This is a genomic window from Geoglobus sp. (assembly GCF_054018175.1).
In genome coordinates this window covers 1-5,518 of the sequence record NZ_JBPLZQ010000081.1, presented here as the reverse complement: position 1 = coordinate 5,518, position 5,518 = coordinate 1, and the positions used below count along the sequence as shown (strand labels likewise).

Genomic DNA, 5,518 nt, shown 5'->3' with positions numbered 1-5,518 from the left:
ACCTCTGGACCATCTCGTCTATGACCCTCTTGGCATCCTCAAGAATCGTTCTGAACTCCATGATGAGACCATCTCTCTTCATCTTGAGCAGCGCGTGACCCTTTTTGGCCATCGCTATCCTTCTTCTGAGCTTTATCAGCTCCATTCTGGTTGGCTGTACGTCCATTGTATCACCCGCTTAAAAAAAGAAAGCTGATTACTCCGCCGCCTTCTTCTTGTAGGCGGGGTGATACTTCTCTATGAACTTCCTCTCGATCTTGGTCAGCTCGCTCTCCGGCAGCATCGAGAGCAGTTCCCACCCGATGTCGAGGGTCGTTTCGATGTCCCTGTCCTCGTACTTGCCCTGCTGTATGAATCTCCTTTCGAACTCGTCTGCGAACCTGAGGTACCTCCTGTCCCTGTCAGAGAGAGCCTCCTCACCAACAATTGCAACGAGACCCCTGAGATCGACACCCTCAGCGTAGGCTGCATACATCTGGTCGTTCCACTGCACATGATCGTCTCTCGTCCTGCCCTCGCCGATACCTTCCTTCATCAGCCTGCTGAGTGATGGCAGAACGTTGATGGGCGGGTAGATGCCCTTGGCGTGCAGCTCTCTGCTGAGCACGATCTGTCCCTCTGTGATGTAGCCGGTGAGGTCTGGAATCGGGTGAGTTATGTCGTCTCCCGGCATCGTAAGGATGGGCATCTGGGTGATCGTACCCTTCCTCCCCCTGATTCTTCCTGCCCTCTCGTAAATCGTGGCGAGGTCGGTGTACATGTAACCCGGATAGCCTCTTCTTCCTGGCACCTCTTCTCTCGCAGCGGAGATCTCTCTCAGAGCCTCACAGTAGTTGGTCATGTCGGTGAGGATGACGAGGACATGCAGGTCATACTCGTAGGCGAGGAACTCAGCAGCGGTGAGAGCCATTCTCGGTGTAAGCAGCCTCTCAATGGCAGGATCGTTTGCCAGGTTCAGGAAGACCACTGCTCTTTCAAGCGCGCCAGTCCTCTCGAAGTCCTTCATGAACTGGTGAGCTTCCTCGTGGGTGATACCCATGGCCGCGAACACGACAGCGAACTCCTCACCCTCACCCCTGACCTTGGCCTGCCTCGCAACCTGCAGGGCAATGTCGTTGTGAGGAAGACCTGAACCGGAGAATATGGGCAGCTTCTGTCCCCTGACGAGTGTGTTCATTCCGTCAATGGCTGAGATACCGGTCTGGATGAACTCTCTCGGATACTCTCTGGCGTACGGGTTTATGGCCGCACCTATGATCTCTCTCCTCTCCTCAGGAACGATCTTTGGTCCACCGTCAATCGGATCTCCAGAGCCGCTCAGAATTCTGCCGAGCATGTCGTAGCTTACGTTGAGCCTGATGATGTCTCCGGTAAACCTCACAGTTGATGAGGTATCAATACCCCTCGTACCCTCGAAGACCTGAACGACTACCACATCCTTGGAGGTGTCCAGCACCTGACCCCTCCTTGTAGAGCCGTCGGGCAGGGTTATCGTGACGAGCTCCCCATAGCCAACAGGCTCGGTCTTCTCGACAAAAACAAGAGGTCCGGAAACCTGGGTGATCGTCTTGTACTCCTTCATTCACTCCACCCCCAGATTGGACTTAATCTTCTTGATCGCGTTTTCAAGGGCAGTCTTGTAGTCCTCCTCGAACTTGGCCCTCGCAAACTCGTCGATGCCCTCGACTCCGATGATCTCTTCAACAAGCTTTCCAGACTCGAGTGCTCTGAAAAACACGTCGTTTATCTCCTTGATTCCCCTGAGCAGGTCGTACTGCTTCTTCAGGTCACAGTAGGTGTCAACCGGGTGGTAGGCGTACTGCTGGAGGAAAACCTCTCTGACGAGTCTCGCAACCTCAAGCAGCAACCTCTGGCTCTCAGGCAGGGCGTCACTGCCAACGAGCTGCACGATTTCCTGGAGGTTCGCCTCCTCCTGAAGCACGGTCATTGCCCACTTTCTCAGCTCACCCCAGTCAGGGGCGACGTTCTCGTTGAACCACTCCGCAAGTGTGTCTGCATAAAGGCTGTAGCTCTGGAGCCAGTTGATGGCCGGGAAGTGCCTTCTCGCAGCGAGCTTAGCGTCAAGAGCCCAGAACACCTTGACAATTCTGAGCGTGTTCTGTGTGACCGGCTCAGAGAAGTCACCACCCGGTGGTGAGACCGCACCAACAACCGTGACGCTTCCAATGTTTCCGTTGAGTGTCCTGACTCTTCCAGCCCTCTCGTAGAACTCTGCAAGCCTTGAGGCAAGGTAAGCTGGATAACCCTCCTCACCGGGCATCTCCTCAAGCCTTCCCGAGATCTCTCTCATCGCCTCTGCCCACCTGCTCGTCGAATCAGCCATGATACTCACGTCATAACCCATGTCCCTGAAGTACTCGGCAATGGTGATTCCAGTGTAAACACTCGCTTCTCTTGCAGCGACGGGCATGTTTGACGTGTTCGCGATAAGAACTGTCCTCTCCATGAGTGGCTTCCCCGTTCTCGGGTCCTCGAGCTCGGGGAACTCTTCGAGAACCTCTGTCATCTCATTGCCCCTCTCACCGCAACCGATGTAGACGACGACGTGCGTATCACTCCACTTGGCGAGCTGGTGCTGAGTAACTGTCTTTCCAGACCCGAACGGCCCCGGAATGGCGGCCGTACCACCCTTAGCAACAGGGAACATCGTGTCGAGTATCCTCTGTCCGGTTATGAGCGGTATAGTTGGAGGGAGCTTCTCCTTGTACGGTCTCGGAATTCTGACCGGCCACTTGTGTGCTATCTTGAGTTCCGTGCCGTCCTCAAGAACTGCAATTGTGTCCTCGACCGTGAAGCTACCCTCGTAGATCTCGCTCACAATTCCAGAAACGTTTGGTGGCACGAGGATTTTGTGCTCTATGAACTCCGTCTCCTGCACGCTACCGAGTATGTCTCCGCCGTTCACCTTGTCGCCCTTCTTGACGAGAGGCTTGAATTCCCACTTCTTGCTCCTGTCGAGAGCTGGAGCGTCAATGCCCCTTCCAATGAAGTCTCCACTCGCCTCCTTGAGTGCGGGAAGAGGTCTCTGGACTCCGTCGTAAATGGACTTCAGCAGTCCCGGTCCGAGTTCGACGCTCAGCGGCATTCCGGTGTTCTCTATCTTGTCTCCCGGCTTTATTCCAGATGTGTCCTCGTAAACCTGAATCAGTGCCTTCTCTCCCACAAGGCCAACTACCTCACCCATCAGCCCCTCTTCTCCGACTCTGCAGACATCATACATCCTCGCTTTCAGTCCCTCTGCAACTACCAGCGGCCCTGATACACGATAAACCTTCCCGATTAACTCCTTCACTTCCATAAGTCAACACCTATCGCCTTTCTTATCTTTTCTCTAATCTCCTCGACTCCTCCCTCCTCACCCAGCGCAACGAAGGTGGGCTCAACGCTCTCATCCACAGCTCTCCTCAGGGCGAGGGGGAGCTTTTTCAAAAATTCGTACTTGATGACCGCAACACCAATTTCATCACTCTCGAGAACCTTCTCAACCACATCGACAAGCTCCTCGTCGCTATTCACGTCGAATATGTCCCTGATACCAACAAGCCTGAAACCGAGATTGAAGTCCGGGTCGCCAATTACTGCAAGCCGCTTCATACCACCACCAACTGCTCCTTAATCTCCTCAACATCCATGCCGCTCGCCTTGCCCCTCGCGATGAGCCTCAGGTTGTCGACCTCTATCTTCTTCAGGAGCATGTATCCCAGCACCGGGAGAACGGAGAGCGGATAGTAGTTCGACTTTCTTATTGTCCTCTGTGCCCAGACGCGCATGAGGGCGTTCTCAACCCTCGACATTGGCTGGGTCGCGATTGCTTCTCTGAGGTCATCAACAAACCAGTAACTCTCTATAGCCTTGTAGAGCTCCTCGAGCTCCATTGCTGCGAGCTTTCTCGCCTCTTCTTCGTCAATCTGATACCCGTGCGGCACAATTCTCGATACAATTTCGTCAACAGGAACTCCCTCTCTCCTGAGCCGGATTATGGTCTTCATGTTGACTATGTCGATCTCCATCCTGATGAAGTCAATAAAGTACTTGGTATCGAGGCTCTCCGCAGACAGGCTGGCTATGGAAGTGTAGTAGAACTTGTCAAGCTCGTCCTCAACCTCGGAGAGCTTCGCGCCGTGGAGGAGCTTTTCAAGTATGCCGTGGAACGGCTTGCCCCTGAAGGCGTCAACTATCTCATCCACACTGTCCTTTGCCAGAAGCGACTTGAGGAACTCTTCGTCGAACTCCCCTGCAGGAACGAGAGTCACCTCTATCTCCTCGTTGCTGAATCCGAACATCTTTCCCCTGATAATGTTCTTGATGTTCCAGAAGTCCCACTTCCTCAGGTAGAGAACTATGAGCTCCCTCGGAAGTCCCTTTGAAATGTTGATCAGTTTCGTGTACGTTCTCGAGAGGTTGAGGGAGAGGGCGTGGTCTATGAGGTCCATACCCGAGTACTTATAGGCGAGCTCGTCGATCTCCTTCTTGTACTCCGTCTCCTCGAGGTACCTGATGATTTCGTTGAGATCCATGTTCAGCAGCTTGGCATACTCGTCTTTCGGAATGAGCTTCCTCTTCATCACCCGCACTCTTGCGACGATGTATGCCCACTCGGAGATCCTTGTCCTCCTAATTATTTTTGAGATCATCCGCCCTCACCCGAACAGCTTCTCGTAGATGTCCTTCATCCTGGACTCGTAAACCTCCTGAAGGATTGTGTCGAACGTCAGGTTTATCCTGTACTCACCGTCCCTGCTCTCCAGGACCACACCTCCGATGCATTCAACATTACCCGCATACTCCAGCTTTGTGAGCTTTCTGACGAGTTCCTCGTCCCTCTTGCTGGAGTATACAACGTAATCCTGACCCTCGTACTTTTCGAGAAGTTTCTTCAGGAGCTTCTCCCGCTCTCCACCATCAAGGCTCGAAACTTTCTCCACGAGCCTTTCGTAGACCTTCTCAACAACCTCTCTCTTCCTGTTGAGCTCCTCCTTTTTCATCTCGAGGTTGATGCTGGATATTTCCTGCCTTCTCAGCCTCTCAGCTTCCTTCTCTGCCTCCTCCCTTGCCCTCCTGAGTATCTCCTTTGCGCTTTCCTTCGCCTCCAGGATTATCTTCTCTGCCTCCTCTTCAGCAGAACTCTTTATCTCGGCAACCTGCTGATGCCCCTTCCTGATGATCTCCTCGATTATTGGCTCCAGTGGCATTTTGGATCCCTCGTAAAAAAAGGAAGGGTGTTCACATGAACATCAGCAGGAACGACACGACCAGTCCGAAGATGACTATTGTTTCCGGAATAACGGTCATCAGCAGACCTCTACCGAAGAAGCTCGGGTCCTCAGCCATCGCTCCTACTGCAGCAGCACCGATACCCTGCTCACCGAGGCCAGCACCAATTCCAGCCAATCCCACAGCCAGACCAGCACCAATTGCCACAAATCCATCCACCATTTTCAACACCTCCTTTTTTAATCCTCCTTTGTGTATTTACTCTTCCTACCAAAGGGGCTGT

Annotated in this window: 7 protein-coding genes; all 7 read right to left on the bottom strand. The window is 53.3% G+C overall.

The genetic code is table 11. The features are described 5' to 3' along the window. On the bottom strand, positions 1-145 hold a 145-nt coding region (locus ACXJJC_RS06425; RefSeq protein WP_456370309.1), incomplete at its 3' end, for a V-type ATP synthase subunit D. A 51-nt stretch (positions 146-196) separates the two neighbouring features. Continuing rightward, positions 197-1,582 (bottom strand): ATP synthase subunit B, encoded by a 1,386-nt coding sequence (locus tag ACXJJC_RS06420; protein ID WP_456370308.1) that lies wholly within the window; start codon positions 1,580-1,582, stop codon positions 197-199. Further along, positions 1,583-3,319 (bottom strand): ATP synthase subunit A, encoded by a 1,737-nt coding sequence (locus tag ACXJJC_RS06415; protein ID WP_456370306.1) that lies wholly within the window; start codon positions 3,317-3,319, stop codon positions 1,583-1,585. Next, on the bottom strand, positions 3,310-3,615 hold the full coding sequence (locus ACXJJC_RS06410; RefSeq protein WP_456370304.1) for a V-type ATP synthase subunit F: 306 nt from the start codon (positions 3,613-3,615) through the stop codon (positions 3,310-3,312). The genes ACXJJC_RS06415 and ACXJJC_RS06410 overlap by 10 nt, the downstream gene beginning before the upstream one ends. Then, positions 3,612-4,655 carry a V-type ATP synthase subunit C gene (locus ACXJJC_RS06405; protein WP_456370303.1) on the bottom strand — a complete coding sequence of 348 codons (1,044 nt, stop codon included), beginning with the start codon at positions 4,653-4,655 and terminating at the stop codon, positions 3,612-3,614. Before ACXJJC_RS06405 ends, ACXJJC_RS06410 begins: the two co-directional genes overlap by 4 nt. Positions 4,656-4,661: 6 nt before the next feature. Continuing rightward, the gene (locus tag ACXJJC_RS06400; protein ID WP_456370302.1) at positions 4,662-5,213 is read right to left on the bottom strand and encodes a V-type ATP synthase subunit E; all 552 of its coding nucleotides are present in this window, start codon (positions 5,211-5,213) and stop codon (positions 4,662-4,664) included. Positions 5,214-5,244: 31 nt separating this feature from the next. Continuing rightward, positions 5,245-5,457, bottom strand: a complete 213-nt coding sequence (locus tag ACXJJC_RS06395) for an ATP synthase subunit C-like protein (protein WP_048094935.1) — start codon at positions 5,455-5,457, stop codon at positions 5,245-5,247. Positions 5,458-5,518: the final 61 nt, after the last annotated feature.

Excerpts from the sequence above, each read along its gene's own strand:
- ACXJJC_RS06420 (WP_456370308.1), bottom strand. The coding sequence starts at position 1,582 with ATGAAGGAGTACAAGACGATCACCCAGGTTTCCGGACCTCTTGTTTTT.
- ACXJJC_RS06415 (WP_456370306.1), bottom strand. The coding sequence starts at position 3,319 with ATGGAAGTGAAGGAGTTAATCGGGAAGGTTTATCGTGTATCAGGGCCG.
- ACXJJC_RS06410 (WP_456370304.1), bottom strand. The coding sequence starts at position 3,615 with ATGAAGCGGCTTGCAGTAATTGGCGACCCGGACTTCAATCTCGGTTTC.
- ACXJJC_RS06405 (WP_456370303.1), bottom strand. The coding sequence starts at position 4,655 with ATGATCTCAAAAATAATTAGGAGGACAAGGATCTCCGAGTGGGCATAC.
- ACXJJC_RS06400 (WP_456370302.1), bottom strand. The coding sequence starts at position 5,213 with ATGCCACTGGAGCCAATAATCGAGGAGATCATCAGGAAGGGGCATCAG.
- ACXJJC_RS06395 (WP_048094935.1), bottom strand. The coding sequence starts at position 5,457 with ATGGTGGATGGATTTGTGGCAATTGGTGCTGGTCTGGCTGTGGGATTG.